We start from the raw sequence: 12,673 nt of genomic DNA on the forward strand, positions 1-12,673 counted from the left end.
CAACTGCCCCGTGAAATGTTGCAGCAGTGAAATCTGCGGCCCCGAAGTACGCCCGATGGTCCATTAGCATTCTTGGCCGTTAATTAAGCGGTCTATGGTGGTCTCAGGCGGTGGGGAATCGCCCCAATGCAATACGGTGACAAATGGGTGAGAGTTCGCGGACTTCTTTGACCTTGCCGTCTTCTATCCGCTTGTCCGACGGCGGTGCGCGGTGCGAAGGACCGAGCAGCCGGCACATAGTAGAAGCATCGCGGTGGTGTTTGGCTCGGGAACCGGCGAAACGGCTGTGAGTGATGTTAGCCGAAATGACGTTGAGCCAGCACCACCACCCGGCGTGGAGAACGAGAGATTGAGAATCGCGTGATCCGAATCGAAGTTTGGGCCGGTGTTATCGAGGAAGAATGTCAGGTCCGGGGGCGTGGCCACCAAGTCTTCTGAATCGAGGCCTTGCTGATCAAGGTCCTGGAGGCTCAATTGGGCGCCAACCAAGTTGCGGTTCGCGTTGTAGAAGCTGCTGAATACCGTAATTCCGGAGACGGCCGAGTTGACAACATATTTGTCTGATAGAAAGTTAAAGCTCCCACTGGTTTGGACAGGGTCGCCGAGAAGAATGTCACCACCGGGACCACCGTTGCCAGTGCCAAATCCATCAATGGTGATATCGAAGTTGGTAATTGCATCCGTGTAAAAAGTAAAAGTGTTTGCCGCAGGTGTGGTCGTGGGAGCGGTGTCCAATTCAAACGTGTAGCTACCGCTTATCGTTTGCCCCGCACCGAAGGGCAACGTACTACTCGGACTGTCAGCAACGGCTTCAAATGCAAAAGTAATGAGATCAGCAGATGCCGTGGAGTCATGACCGCCACAAAAAATTACAATGACCGCCATCACAATTCCAAGGCACTGGTGATTCTTTGTCTTCATTCAATTCAGACCTCCAAAACGACGTTCGGCGAATGCAGGGAACCGATTATCGAGCTAGGTAGCAGGCTCAGTCAAACGGTTTCCGCCACTGTGGAGAATATTCTGCAACCGCTGACGCTGAAGGCTGACTTGGCGTCAGGCGATTGAACTTTGCGATTGCCGGTGAGGCGAATCCGCGACAAGGCGATGAGGTGAACTGCATGATTCGCCAAGACGTGTTGCCCCGGGTATGGCAGAGCGAGCCGCCTTGCGATGCGTTGCCGAGAGGTTTGTGGGGGCTCAACACCGAGGCCCCTTATGTCAGCACGCGGTCGATTGTCTCGAAGAGTCTTTCGGCAACGATGGGCTTTCTCAAAAAATCGTCAGCGCCGGCCTCCATGCATTGTCTGCGATCGTGGGTGGCCGACATCATAACTATTGGAGTACGAGTGTCGGTTGAAAGTCCGCTGTCGCGTAGCCTGGCAACGGCATCCAAGCCGCTCAGTCCCGGCATTTCAACGTCTGTCAGAATCAGATCGGGGCGATTGCCCAAGGCGCTATCGATGAGTTCCAGGCCGGTTGTGACTTCCGTTGCCGAGAAGTTGATCTCCTTGAGAAAGACACAGACAATCCGGCGAATTGCTGGTTCGTCGTCCGCGATCAGGACACTGATTGGTCCCTTGTTCCGCAGCCGGCTGATAAGTTGGAGTTGTTCATTTGACTCGCCCATGGTTTGCACGATCCTTCCGAATTGAACCGGCCCGCTCAATTTGCAACCCGCGCAAAGCAGACCTCTTGTTCTGTTTCTGTTACGGCGAAGCGAGCCACAACCTTGTGGCAACGGTGAAGTTTAGTGGGGGAAATAAACCGGAAAATGATAACCGTGTCAAATAATCGCCGTGCTTCTCGCTAACGTCCATAGGCCGGCCAGGAACTCAACGTGCGGGTGAATACAGAATTGAGGTGGCCGGTCTCAACGTCTAGCTTGGCCCCCTGTCGGTATTGGCTGTCGGTGTCGCCGGTCGTTGGCAAGGCGGGTTCCGGTGTGCTCGCGTCTTACAACAAAGCAACACTCAAATACAACGCCACCGGGGACTCGGCTGTAAACACCGACAACGGCTTCCTTTTCTGGACAGCCGGGGGAACGAATTTCGCCCCGCGATCTCTGGATTATTCCATGGGACTGGCTGGTACAGCAGTTCCCAAACCGAGTGCGGCTATGCTGCTTGTCGGTGGAGTTGTAGCAATGCTCCTGACAAGACGCAGCGTTCGAAAGAAATGACCTTTCGTCATGCCGCACCATCAGTAGGTGCCGCCAATGCGCCAATCGGCCCAGCAGGAATTGAAGCGCATTGGGTGCATGGGGAGAGCGAACGCTGCTTCAAGACAACGAGACGGCAAAATCCTCAAACCCCGCACGCTGTTCGAATAAACACGCATGCCGTGACCTGAGGATAAAGGTTGGCATGATTCGCTGACCTACGTTTTCTGTATGCGTCGAAATGTTTCACATCATGATCGGAAAAAGAACGGCGCTGCTGCTGTTGAGCTGGCGGTATGTTTGCCGGTCGTCGTGTTAATCGCGATATCCGGCTTTGAAGCAGCTCATTTTCTACATCTGAAACAGACATTGACGCTGGCGGCGTATGAGACGGCCGCGGCGGCGGGAACCACCGGCAAAACAGAAGCCGATGCATTGGCCTGCGGCACGATGGTGTTGCAGTCCAGAGAAACAGCGGACGCGACAATATCGATTTCTCCCAGCATTACGGCAGTGACCGCTCCCGGGACAGAGATCACAGTGACCGTGTCAGCCCCGGCATCTTCCAATAGTGCCGGATTCTGCACCTTCACGGCGGGAACAACTGTTCGATGTGCGGTCACAGTAACGAGGAACTGAATTACGATGCGATGTCACGTTCCGTCATCGAGCAGTGCAATCCCAAAACGAGCGGGGGCGATGCTGCTTCTTGTCATGGTTGCCCTGCTTGCGATTATTGGGGCAACGGTTTTTGGTGTGGATGTTGCTTTCATGCAGCTGGCAAGAACCGAACTCCGCGCCGCAGCAGACGCCGCCGCGAAAGCTGGCGCTGAGGCACTTGTGCGCACTCAAAGCGAAACGGACGCAGCGGCAGCCGCGATCAGAATTGCGTCGTTGAATACTGTCGCAGGTGAGCCGCTGGTTCTGACATCGAATGACATCGCAGTTGGCCAGTCCATCTATCAGGAAGACGGAACCTGGGTGTTCACGGAGGGACTTACGCCAGCGACGGCGGTTCAGGTAACGGCATTCAAAAGTGACACGACCAGCGCGGGGGCGATCGATCTGCTGTTTGGGGGATTCCTTGGGACGAGTAAGTTCGCGCCTCGACAGACGGCCGTCGCCAGTCACTTTAGCCAAGATGTCGTTCTGGCTGTCGACCGTTCGCATTCTATGTGTTTTGATTTCAGCGGTACGGACTGGAGCTACCCTTCCGGCACGCCAACGTCGCCCGATCCCGTTTGCTACCCACCGAACGATACGTATAGTCGGTGGGCGGCAACCATGAGTGCGATCGACACTTATCTTACGGTCTGTGCGACAAACGGTGCACTGCAGAGAACCGCAATGCTCTCGTGGGGTTCCGAGATCACCTTGGACGACTACGAAGGCGGATTATGCAACAAAACAGAGGTTGCAACTTTCATGGATGTTCTGCTTGACGGAACTCATCAGCAAATACGCGACGCACTCAATCAGCGAGCGTCCGAACCAATGCTCGGAGGCACCAATATGAATGCAGGCCTGGACGCCTCTATTGACCTGCTGGTCAATGATAGTCGCCCCCTCGCAAAGCGGTCGATTGTGCTTCTCACCGATGGTCGATGGACAGTTGGCAGTAATCCGATCAATGCGGCAAACCGAGCAAAGTCCCTGGACATCATCATTCACGTAGTCTCGCTCCTTGATTCGGTTGATCTCAACGGAATGGACAGAATTGCTGCCACGACAGGTGGTAAACACATTCATGCCTCAAACCAAGCTGAACTTGAAGCTGCCTTCCGCGAGCTCGCACTCACACTACCAGTGGTCCTGACCAAATGAATCGTCTACGAGATTTCAGAAGACCCAAAGGCAAATGGCGCGGCACGTTGTCAGTTGAGATTGCGGCCGTGACGCCGATTCTGATCATTCTGGTGTATGGTTCGATCGAGCTGCACCGCATCAACATGATCCGATCGTCCGTCGACAATGCAGCCTACGAGGGAGCTCGAGCAGTAACAGTGCCCGGAGCGACATCGAATCAGGCTACAGCAGCGGCTCAGCAGATTCTGGACGCCGTCGGAATCAGGAACGCAACAATCACGGTCACACCGGAAACCATTCTCCCGGAGACAGCGATTGTTGAGGTCGCCATCAATGTCCCGTTAAGTGACAACTCTTTTGGTCTGGTGCCCTACCTGACAACTCGGACTCTGGAAAAACGTTGTGCGCTGCAACGTTCTGCGGCAAATCGATAGATTGGTTCTGGCTGTGACGAGGGAAACTTTGAGAATAGACGATGGCATACCGATCCGCACGAAAACTCTCGTTTATGCGGTTTGTGCCCATGAGCACTCTCCAAATGCATTTGCCTGTCTCCAATTGGTCAGTGACGCATGTCTCACACGGAGCAACGTGAGCAATGGTTAAGGGCGAGCAATTCATTGTCGAGACCCCTGGGCCAGCTTTGCCCCGGCTGACTCGGAATCAGATTCTGGCGGCTTTTCAATCCGGACATCTGCCAATCATCGCTGTCATCCGGCACTGTCCGGAATCGGAATGTATTCCGGTGCTTGAGTTTCTTGGCGATGAAGCAATCGGCACCTCAGAATCCAACGCCAAATCAGTTCCGGCACTTACACTCTTGTTGCAATCGATTCGGCGAGGAACCCTGTTCCATTAGGCTTTGATCGGCCTGACGTGCGTCGCAAATCTTCGCTCACGTTTGACCATTCAGCCGCGAGCAGCCTCGGTTCGAATGCGGTCTGCACGCGATACAAGCGTTTGGTGCTCGGCCCACGTTTCGCTCAACCGTCTCATCTGCCAAGCTGCGTTGGTTCTTCATCCCATCGGACACGATGTCAGAATCGTCACGTGCTGTCCGCATGGGGTCGCGTTGTCGCTGAGTCGAGTTCCCAGAGCAACCAATTCCAAGCGGTCGCTCGAATGGTCGGTGACACTGCCGCGCTGGATTCTCACCACTGTGCCATTCTGCGCAGACTAAAGATGTGCCTGGTGTTCTGAACGTCGGGGCATGATTTACGCAGAAGCGGCTGTGTATCTCAAATTCAACAGACTGTAAAAACGTCCGCCGGGTTCGAATATTCTGAAGTACTGACTTCGATAACCGATGTGTGGACCGCAAACGTGACACAAGTTACAGCGGAAACAAATCATCCTGCGGGTCTGGAACGGTGTCTCAGATGAATCGGCAATTGGTAACGGTCGTGATGCCAGCATACAATGCGGCACTGCACATTGAGGAAGCAATCCGGAGTGCGTTGCAGCAGGTTGATTGCGACGTGGAAGTGATGGTCGTAGATGACGGCTCGACGGACAATACCGCGTCAATCACTCAATCCTTTGACGATCGGGTTCGTTATGTGTCGCAATCCAATGCCGGTCCGGCTGCCGCCAGAAACCTTGGAGTGTCGCTGGCAAGCCATGACTGGATCGCGTTCCTTGATGCCGATGACGTCTGGGAACCAACGAAGTTAAGTTGTCAGCTCCAACTGGCTCAGAAATCGAATTCACCGTTTGTTTACACAGACGCCAGGAACTTTGGCGATGATCATGTCTCGGAACTGCGATCTTCGGTCGGAGGGATGCCCAGAGGCGACGTTCTGGAAGCTCTATTGCTGGATAATTTCATCACGCTGTCGAGCGTGCTGCTTCGCCGGGAATTGTTTCAGTTTGTGGGAGGATTTCGAACGGAGTACTGCGGAACCGAAGACTGGGATTTGTGGCTTAGGATCGCCGCGGCAAGGATAAACTTCGAAGTCGTGCCGGAACCACTGACACGATACCGTTGGCAGGACGGTTCATTGTCAAAGGCCCACCTCACCATGGCGCGGCAAAGGTGGAAGACACTGGACGAGGCGATTTCACTGAAGAAAAACCACTCCATTTCCTGGTCCGTAGCGCGACGGGCACGAGCTAAGGTGATGGCGACTTCCGCGTGGTTTGCCGAAGATGCTCATCCGGGCCACGCATTATATTGGTATTGCCAGTCCCTTTTTTATTGGCCATTTTGTAAGACGACGTGGAAGGCACTCATCAAGATAGCACTCAAGGCAATGACTCGGCGCTGGAATACGGTCGCCAGCGGCGACCCGGTAAATACGGATTCAGAACTGGCGGACACATCGACTGCTATGAGAATTCCACGCCAACTGACGTAAGAACGCTTTCGTTGCAGGCTCCAAACCCCACTTGAATAGGAAGCATTTGCCGAGTCACCGTAGCTTGCCCGTAGCTGGGGTTTGATCCTGAGGATTACAACCAGATTCTCCCAATCGTCGTAGAGTGCACAAGTACAATCTGAAAGCAGAGGTCGATGACATCCGTGCGGTCATTGCATGCGGCTTACGCATATCCGTTGAGGTCGAGCCAATGTTCGGGGGCTTGTTCCATGATGTCCTGGACGGTGTAGGGTTCGATGCCGTTGAGTTGTCTTGGGGGGAGACTCGCTTGATGGCAGTGGCGACTTCGGGGCGGCAGCCAGTGATGACTGGGAGAGGCTGGTCATTGGCGGTTGGATGCGTTTTGCTGGACTGGCAGCTGCGGCGGGATGACTTGCCAACTTGGCAGCATTGGAGGGATCTGGTGATCGTTTGCGCCAAAGTTGAAGTCGTCCTCTTTTTCTGTGAGCTTCGAAGGCACCTTCACGCCTTCGGCCAGTGAACAACCGTTTGTCATTCAGCGCCCTTTTTTCTATTTCTCGTTTTCCGGGGCTTGGACTTTCTGAAGACGGCTCCCGGAGGAATCTCGGCCAAAAGTCGGCGTGCCATCCCCAGGAGGACTTGAAAATTAGGAATAGCGGGAAGCATAGCGAGACTAGGGGCAAGCTTAATGACCAAGGAGGCATTTCTTGAGCGTCGAAGAAATTAGCCGCAACTTTTGTCCTGGCCGACACGCCGAGCCGTATTCGGTCGTGACCACCGAACGCAGTTGTGACGCGTCGAAATGCCGCTTCTAGCAGATCCGTTTTCGTGCGTAATGTCGGTTCGTCCTTAGTCACCACCAATGTTCCGGGCAGGGCCCGAATTTGTTAATCAAATGCATTCAAGCGGATGACAATGTTCGGCTGATCTAAGCCGCATGGACTGCACTCGGTCAGTTGCGCCGAAGTGGCGTAATTCTCTTCAACCTCAAGGCTTTCCCGGTGTCGCCTCGCCAGGATTATCGACAGCTGAGACCCAGGATGCTGAAGATATTCCGACTGTCTGACAGGCATTCGTAGAGGCGATGCTCGACTCTTGAAGCCGGTTTCAATTCAGATGATAGTACTGTCACTGACCATTCACTTCTGCAATCCCAAGATGCGGAATCCGTCAAGATCCAACGAACTTGAGAATGCGCCAAATCAATGTCATGTCAGAAGAACGAATTTAGACACAACAACTGCGCTGCCGATGACATTCGCCCAGATTCTGGGACGTGATAACTTCGAACTGACCACAACTTCCGTCTACGCTCCACAACCGGGCAATGGATTCACGCTTCCCCCCGGGACTCCGCCTTCGGACACAATTCACCTTCTTCCGATTGCGCTTGATCTGGGATCATGGTCAAACATTCTGGACCAGATTTACGGAACGAACACATCATCAGCGTGCGGCAACGGCGCGACGGGACAGGGGGCCAATGCAGATTTGTTCGAAGACGACTACACATGGAACACTACTGACCGGGTTGTGAAATCAGGCGAATCAGACGGAGTTCTCGAAATCAACATCTACCCGGACCTGAATAGCAGACTGACACCCGGTAATCGCGGAACGGTTGACTTGGGTCACGCGGGAAACAGTACTTCGGATCTCAAGCGACAGATCCGCTACGGTCTCAACTCTTATGATCTGTCGTTTTTTCCGGACAACAAAATCACATTCAATTCCAGCGGTGCGCTGTACCTGAATGGCGATACCGGAATCAGTGCGGGTATCAAAGACGCGTTAGAAGATATGATTGGTCAGGTCAGAGCCATTCCGATCTTCATTTTTGTCACCGGACAGGGAAACAACGCGACCTACACCATTGTGAAGCTCGTGGGTGTCCACATCATGGGCGCAAAAATGACCGGTGGGCCAAATTCCCGACATCTGACTGTGCAGCCCGCCGTATCTCTGACTCGCACGTGCTCCGCGGTGCCCTGAGCGTCAACGTCGACTCAATTCTGAGCCAGCCCGTTCCAGTCCACTAAGAATCCAATGCGCCGCATGTCCGTCGGCTGAGTACACACGAATACGCGAAAGGTTCAAAGATCCCGCGCATAAAAAACGGCTCTGGTGCAGTACTTGCATCAGAGCCGTTTGTACCGATAAGACGAAGTTGCGCGTGGTTGAGGTCGCACAAACGGTCGAAGTAACTATTTGTTTTTTCCCTTGCCTCCCCCGTTGCCGTTTCCATTCGAGGATTGATCGGTGAATCGGTCGCCTTCGAACAACAGCAGCCAGTCGAACCCGGAACTTCCGGTGATTTTGTCTTCTGCGCCATTGTCGTCGCCGACAGAAGCATAAAAGGCGGCCAGAACTGCATCGTCTTCCGGGTCTTCGTCGCCACTTAGAATGTCGTCGATATCGTCCAGCCAGCGATTCTGTGCTGCGAGCAACGAGTCGTAATTGGCAAGCAGTCTCTGGTCACCCGCGCCGTTTGTATAGACTCCACCAGTCATGAGGTCATATCCGGGGCCGCCCACAAGTCGGTCAGCGCCTTCGCCGCCGATCAGGATGTCCCGAGCGTCGCCGCCGTTCAGGTGGTCGTCACCGTCCCCACCCAGAATAATGTTTATGCCGGCACCACCATTAACGTGGTCGTTGCCCGCACCCGCATCGATAATCGAGGGCAGGGTTACCTTGCCGGAGATGGTCAGGTGGTCATCGCCATCGCACAGGATCGACATGATGCGCTCGACGTCGGCCAGGTTAAAGACGCGAGGGTCATCACCGAGCAAGTCCCAGTGAACTTTGAGCAGACCGTTTCCGGTCTGATTCACACTGATGTGGTCTTCGCCGGCAGTGCCGATGATCTGCAGCACCTGCTCGCCGTTGACCTCCTGAATGCTGACACCGGAAATAATGGCTACTGTTGAGGCGGTATCCACACCGCTGTCATCATCTTCAAGAGTGACGTCGACATAGTACACGCCTCCTGCCGCATAAGTGTGATCGACAGACAGTGCTCTGTCGCCGACCGTCATGACGATGACATCCGTATTCCCGTCGCCCCAGTCAATGGTGACGGTATGCTCATCCAGCGAACCGGGATCCGTGAAGTCCAAATCAATGGTGATGGGCTCGCTCTCGGTGCCGTTACCGCAATGTTCAACAGGGTTGTCGATTTCAAGATTGGCCGGCGCCACGTTGTTGACGGTGATGTTTGCGCTGTCATTGCCGACTCCCGTGTCATCATCGGTGACGGTGACACTGATGGTGTAATCATCGAATGCTGACACCGATGGGTTATCATCGAGGAACTGGTGATCCAGAGAGAATTCCCTTGTGGCGGGATTCCAGTCGATTCCATCGACCGCAACGGTCAGAACAGAATTGCCAAGACTGAATGTCTGGATGTTGTCCGGAGAGAGCGGATCACCCCAGTTCAGGTCCAGAGTAAAGGTGTCCAGCGTACCCGGGTCGGTAATTGTGCCGCTAAGTGTTGTGCTGCCATCTTCATCGATGATGGAATCGGACAGCGATACAGCAACTTCCGGTGCGACATTATTCACGGTGACGGTTTCGGAATCGGAGCCTATTCCGGTGTCATCATCGGTGACGGTTGCGGCGATCGTGTAAACGTTGGACGGATCACCCGTTGGATTGTCGTCCAGATACTGGTGTGTCAGCGTGAATGTCTGACTTCCGGTCGCACTGGCTGAGAAGGAGTAAGTCTCGGTATCGTTCGGGTTGAGTGCATCACCCCAGTTGATGTCGAGCGTGAACGTGTCCAGCGTACCGGGATCAGTAATCGTCCCGGTCAGCGTGGCGACACCGTTTTCATCGATGGCGACAACTGAATCGATCACAACTGTCGGCGCGACGTTATTGACGGTGACAGTTTCAAAATTCGACCCGACTCCGGTGTCATCATCTGTCACGGTCGCGCCGATGGTGTAAACGTTGGACGGATCACCCGCGGGATTGTCGTCCAGATACTGATGCGTCAGCGTGAATGTCTGAGTCCCGGAAGCACTGGCTGAGAAGGAGTAAGTCTCGGTATCGTTCGGGCTGAGTGCATCACCCCAGTTGATGTCGAGCGTAAATGTGTCGAGCGTTCCGGGATCGGAGATCGTTCCGGTCAGCGTTGCGACACCGTTTTCATCAATGGCAACCACCGGGTCCAGTACCAGTGTTGGTGCGACGTTATTGACGGTGAGTGTGGCAGAAGCGCTGTCGGTTCCACCGTCGTCGTCAGTCACCGTGGCCGTGATTGTGTAGTTGTCAGAACTTGTCGCTGTCGGATCATCATCCAGGTACTGGTGAGTGGCCGTGAACGTGCCGGTTCCCGCGGCCTGAGTGACAGTTGCCGGTGACGATGTTCCGTCGCCCCAGTCAATCATAACCGTGTGTGTGTCCTGTATACCGACATCGGTGAAGCTGCCGCTGACGGTCACACTACCATCTTCGTTAATCGTCGACGAATTCAGTGTGAGTCCGCTGGCTACCGGCGCCACGTTATTGACGGTGACAGCCAGAACCACTGGTTCAGCAATCTCAAGCGAAATGTCGTCGATGGCGAATCTGCCACCACCGGTGAAGTACTGAGGTATGAGCTCATGAAATTCAAGCAGGTAATTGCCTGCACCAAGCGCGTTGAGCTGTGATGAAATGTCGATCGACACGTTCTGAATCGGGTTGGAGTCAGTAGTCGTGCCCGCCACGGTGTAGCTGTAGAACGTCGACAGGACATTTCCCGAGCTGTCTGTTGCCCGGACTGAGAAAACTCGATCCTCGGTAGGGGCTCCCGAACGGCTCAGACTGAAGGCCGGCCCGCCGGCAACATCAAACTGAAACGACAGCAGAGCTGAAGATAACGGTCCGCCGACAGTAATCGGCTGATTGAGGAAAAATTCGAGATCTTCCTCATACAGCGGGCCACTTGAACCCACAACGCCACCGTCGAATCCGTTGAACGCGGAGAGACCGGGCAGCAGACTGGAATTTCCGACCAGCCAGCCATCGCCGCCAACATCAACTGCAAATGGGCGACCACCGTCGGCACGGGTCGGGTCGATTCCAACATTCCATCCCGTGAAGTCACCGGTTGCGAATGTACCGTTCACAATGACGTCAGTCGGCTGAGCGGAATGCGAGCTGTCACTTCCGCCGTCGTCATCCGCAAAGCTGACGATCGTTACGTCGTAAGTGTCAGAAGGCGTTGCCGTGGGATTGTCATCCAGGTATTGATGTGACACGCTGAAGCTGGTCGAACCGGCCGGGACCGAAATGGTCTCATCAGCCCCTTCGCCCCAGTTAACGACCAGTGTGAATTCGTCCAGCGTACCGGGATCAACGATTTCACCGCTGAGCGTGGCGAAATCATCTTCGTTAATCGCCGGTGTCACGGTCAGGTTGACCAGCGAAGGCGCAACGTTGGCGATGGTGATGGTGGTTGCCGCGATGTCCGTCGCACCGAACGCGTCCGTCACTTCCACAGCCACCGGATACACGCCGTCATCACCGAGCCCCAGTGCTAACAGTGTTGCTCCCGTGAGCGTTGGGTTGACACCGAAGGCATCATCAAACTGACTGTCTCCATCAAGATCCCAGGCATAACCTGTGATGTTGTTCTGCTCGTCGGTGGAGGCGGTCGCATCCAGGGTAAGCGCGGAGCCTTCATCGTTAGTGTATGGACCGCCTGCATCTGCCTTTGGAGGTGTATTCAACAGCACGGTCACTTCGAACGTGTCCGTATGTGTCCCAAGGTCATCGTCTTTCACAGTGACACTGACAGTGTAAACACCGTCTGCTGTGAATGTATGGTTCAGATTGAAGTTGCGATCACCAGCAGGAAGTGAGAACGTTTGATTGCCGGTTCCATCGCCGAAATTGATCGTGACGTCATGATCGTCCTGAGTACCCGGATCAACAAAGCTGACCGTTCGGCTGAATGCCCCCACAACCGTCGGCAACAGAGTTTCGTCGGCACCGGCATCCACGTCGGGGGCGACGTTGTTGACGGTCACCTGAAGTGCTGAGCCTAGCGTTCCGTTGTTGATCACAACGTTCTGCGACCCTACCGTGACTGCGTTTCCGGTCTGCTGATAGATCTCAAAAACAGTGAAGACCGGATTCGGATTAACAAAAGTGTTATGAGTCGCAAAGTTCAGCATGTTCGGCTGTACGCCGATTGCTGATCCTTCCGGAGTTAATGCAAACCCACTCGATGAACTAATGCCAGGACCGTCGGCGCCGATCACCGATGGCAGGAAGTCGTAGTAATTGTCGAGCGCATTGCTGGAATCGACAAACAGGTCTCCACCCAGGGCCAGCGCGCACTTTGGGCAATTTAGGCTGGCGCGACAAGTGAGTA

Annotated in this window: 9 protein-coding genes; 5 read left to right on the top strand and 4 right to left on the bottom strand. The window is 54.5% G+C overall.

Annotated features, from left to right (window positions below):
- Positions 1-183: 183 nt before the first annotated feature.
- A complete protein-coding gene (locus Fuma_RS30370) occupies positions 184-888 on the bottom strand; it encodes a hypothetical protein (protein WP_145944466.1) in 705 nt (234 codons plus the stop codon).
- A gap of 328 nt (positions 889-1,216) precedes the next feature.
- Entirely contained in the window at positions 1,217-1,630 is a 414-nt protein-coding gene (locus tag Fuma_RS30375; RefSeq protein WP_077027428.1) for a response regulator, read from the bottom strand.
- Positions 1,631-2,392: 762 nt separating this feature from the next.
- Between Fuma_RS30375 and Fuma_RS30385 the strand changes: the two genes are divergently transcribed.
- The 4 genes from Fuma_RS30385 to Fuma_RS30405 all read left to right on the top strand — a co-directional run bounded on the left by Fuma_RS30385 (position 2,393) and on the right by Fuma_RS30405 (position 6,324).
- Positions 2,393-2,800 (top strand): TadE family protein, encoded by a 408-nt coding sequence (locus Fuma_RS30385; RefSeq protein WP_077027430.1) that lies wholly within the window; start codon positions 2,393-2,395, stop codon positions 2,798-2,800.
- A 60-nt stretch (positions 2,801-2,860) separates the two neighbouring features.
- Positions 2,861-3,985 (top strand): vWA domain-containing protein, encoded by a 1,125-nt coding sequence (locus Fuma_RS30390; RefSeq protein WP_077027431.1) that lies wholly within the window; start codon positions 2,861-2,863, stop codon positions 3,983-3,985.
- A complete protein-coding gene (locus tag Fuma_RS30395; RefSeq protein WP_077027432.1) occupies positions 3,982-4,401 on the top strand; it encodes a TadE/TadG family type IV pilus assembly protein in 420 nt (139 codons plus the stop codon). The genes Fuma_RS30390 and Fuma_RS30395 overlap by 4 nt, the downstream gene beginning before the upstream one ends.
- A 945-nt stretch (positions 4,402-5,346) precedes the next feature.
- On the top strand, positions 5,347-6,324 hold the full coding sequence (locus tag Fuma_RS30405) for a glycosyltransferase family 2 protein (RefSeq protein ID WP_077027434.1): 978 nt from the start codon (positions 5,347-5,349) through the stop codon (positions 6,322-6,324).
- 343 nt (positions 6,325-6,667) lie between these two features.
- Here Fuma_RS30405 and Fuma_RS35510 read toward each other — a convergent pair whose 3' ends face one another.
- A complete protein-coding gene (locus Fuma_RS35510) occupies positions 6,668-6,841 on the bottom strand; it encodes a hypothetical protein (protein ID WP_158521190.1) in 174 nt (57 codons plus the stop codon).
- Between the two features lie 716 nt (positions 6,842-7,557).
- On the opposite strand from Fuma_RS35510, the gene Fuma_RS30410 reads away from it, so the two are divergent.
- Entirely contained in the window at positions 7,558-8,298 is a 741-nt protein-coding gene (locus Fuma_RS30410; RefSeq protein WP_077027435.1) for a hypothetical protein, read from the top strand.
- A 212-nt stretch (positions 8,299-8,510) separates the two neighbouring features.
- Here Fuma_RS30410 and Fuma_RS30415 read toward each other — a convergent pair whose 3' ends face one another.
- Positions 8,511-12,473, bottom strand: coding sequence for a PKD domain-containing protein (locus Fuma_RS30415; RefSeq protein ID WP_145944467.1), 3,963 nt, complete (start codon positions 12,471-12,473; stop codon positions 8,511-8,513).
- Between the last annotated feature and the right edge of the window lie 200 nt (positions 12,474-12,673).

It is taken from the genome of Fuerstiella marisgermanici (assembly GCF_001983935.1).
GTDB classification, from domain to species: Bacteria; Planctomycetota; Planctomycetia; order Planctomycetales; family Planctomycetaceae; genus Fuerstiella; species Fuerstiella marisgermanici.

Coding starts and splice junctions, on each gene's coding strand:
- Fuma_RS30375 (WP_077027428.1), bottom strand. CDS start 1,630: ATGGGCGAGTCAAATGAACAACTCCAACTTATCAGCCGGCTGCGGAAC.
- Fuma_RS30385 (WP_077027430.1), top strand. CDS start 2,393: ATGCGTCGAAATGTTTCACATCATGATCGGAAAAAGAACGGCGCTGCT.
- Fuma_RS30390 (WP_077027431.1), top strand. CDS start 2,861: ATGCTGCTTCTTGTCATGGTTGCCCTGCTTGCGATTATTGGGGCAACG.
- Fuma_RS30395 (WP_077027432.1), top strand. CDS start 3,982: ATGAATCGTCTACGAGATTTCAGAAGACCCAAAGGCAAATGGCGCGGC.
- Fuma_RS30405 (WP_077027434.1), top strand. CDS start 5,347: ATGAATCGGCAATTGGTAACGGTCGTGATGCCAGCATACAATGCGGCA.
- Fuma_RS35510 (WP_158521190.1), bottom strand. CDS start 6,841: ATGACAAACGGTTGTTCACTGGCCGAAGGCGTGAAGGTGCCTTCGAAG.
- Fuma_RS30410 (WP_077027435.1), top strand. CDS start 7,558: ATGACATTCGCCCAGATTCTGGGACGTGATAACTTCGAACTGACCACA.
- Fuma_RS30415 (WP_145944467.1), bottom strand. CDS start 12,473: ATGCTGAACTTTGCGACTCATAACACTTTTGTTAATCCGAATCCGGTC.